At 50.9% G+C, this 1,602-nt stretch carries 2 protein-coding genes; both read left to right on the top strand.

Going from position 1 to position 1,602, the window contains the following annotated elements; translation table 11 throughout:
* Positions 1 to 609 (top strand): hypothetical protein (locus V6D20_08785; protein HEY9815872.1); only part of this gene is annotated, 609 nt, incomplete at its 5' end.
* Between the two features lie 173 nt (positions 610 to 782).
* Positions 783 to 1,602, top strand: an 820-nt coding sequence (locus tag V6D20_08780; protein HEY9815871.1) for an amidoligase family protein, incomplete at its 3' end; no start/stop codon positions are given.

Genomic DNA, 1,602 nt, shown 5'->3' with positions numbered 1-1,602 from the left:
ATTATCCGTCGCAATGATACGCACAACTTCGATGACGGGCTACTGATGGATATCGAGGCCGGTGATCTGTGGACTTTCGATATGTCACGAGCCGCCCGACTCACGGAGTCAGCTACTACCGACAAGATCGAGGTTAGCAATACGTATAAGCCGGTAAAGCAGACGTACTCTTATGGAGAAAACTACGGAGTTGGTTGGGGTAGCCATAAGAAAAGCGGCCCAAAGGTATACAACTCAAGGGGCGCAGTTAATGGTAATCGCGTCCCAAAGAAATATGCTGAGCTTTGTGATGAGTACAAAGTTCAGGATAATCAAAAGATTGTCGCAGATTTCACTCATCTTTCACAGAATACTGGAATGAAGACGCGCAGCTATAACCTCAGTGGTAAGGTGCTGTGGCCCGAGACCATGGCGGGACTTACTGTAAATTGCTACGGAGTGCCCGAACATCTTGGAGGTGCTGGTATCTTTGAGTCTACTTTGCAGTCGATGTATGAAACGGAGGATAATGAGGTACGTCTCGTACTTAAGAACAGTGTTCTCAGCTATCTCGGGGACGACAAGGAGGTACTACTCTTCTCAAAAAAGTCGGTAACGGTGAAAGCGTAAACCTATGGGTTATCGACGGCCAAGTCTTTACAGACTATGAAAGAGCCGCGTACGCTGCGTCTTCCTGCTCTGATTGCGGGGATGCGATTGAGCCGGGTGATGAGGCTAAGTGGGTTGGAGATAGTTTAAACTGTATCCATTGTTTCTACGATGCATGTGTGGAGGGATGTTAGATGGCTTCTATAGCTAAGATGTTCGAGTTGCCAAAGCTCGATGGGGAGTATGTCGGGATTGAGGTAGAGCTTGAGCGGGTGACACGCCCGCATACCTCAGACTGCAATTTCTGGTCGGTTACGGGGGACGACTCCCTTCGTGATAACGGTGTGGAGTTCCTGTCCAACCGACCCCTCGACTACTCAAATATGAAACAGGCAATGTCTGAGTTGGGGGGTATCTTTGAACGCTACCCGGAATCGAGGGCCTCCTGTCGGACTGGCCTTCATGTACACATCAATGTGTCCGACCTTCACCATGATCAGGTCAAGGCAATGCTGATGCTCTCTGTGCTGGTTGAGCCGGGGCTTATCTGGCATTGTGGGGAAGATCGTGCGGCTAATATCTACAGCCTCGCATCTTCTCGTGGTGATCATATCCTGAATCAATTTCAGGAACTCATCACGGCTGATAGCAATGGCAGGTTTGCACGGGCTGTGGCTGGCGCTGAGGGGTACAAGTACAGCGCTATCAACGTAGGCTCTATCATGGGCAAGGGTACTATCGAGTACCGTATGCACAGGGGCACCAAGAGCGTTAAGGATGTGGAGGACTGGACTTACATCCTGATCGGCCTGCGCCGCCTAGCAGTGCAGCTTCAATCAGTCGAGAGGGTAATGGATAGTTTAGACTATGTACCCGAGTTCATGGCTGATTACGGGCTGAGCCCATCATGTATCACCACCCAGTCGCGCCGTAGGGGTAAGCTCCTTATGGCACCCACCAACCGGAGGCATAAGTATCGGGAGGAACCTGCTCCTGAGGAGGGGCACGAGGATA

The sequence above is a fragment of the Candidatus Obscuribacterales bacterium genome (assembly GCA_036703605.1).
Classification (GTDB): domain Bacteria; phylum Cyanobacteriota; class Cyanobacteriia; order RECH01; family RECH01; genus RECH01.
Note: the sequence above shows the minus strand (reverse complement) of the source record. Positions and strands in the feature narration are given on the sequence as shown.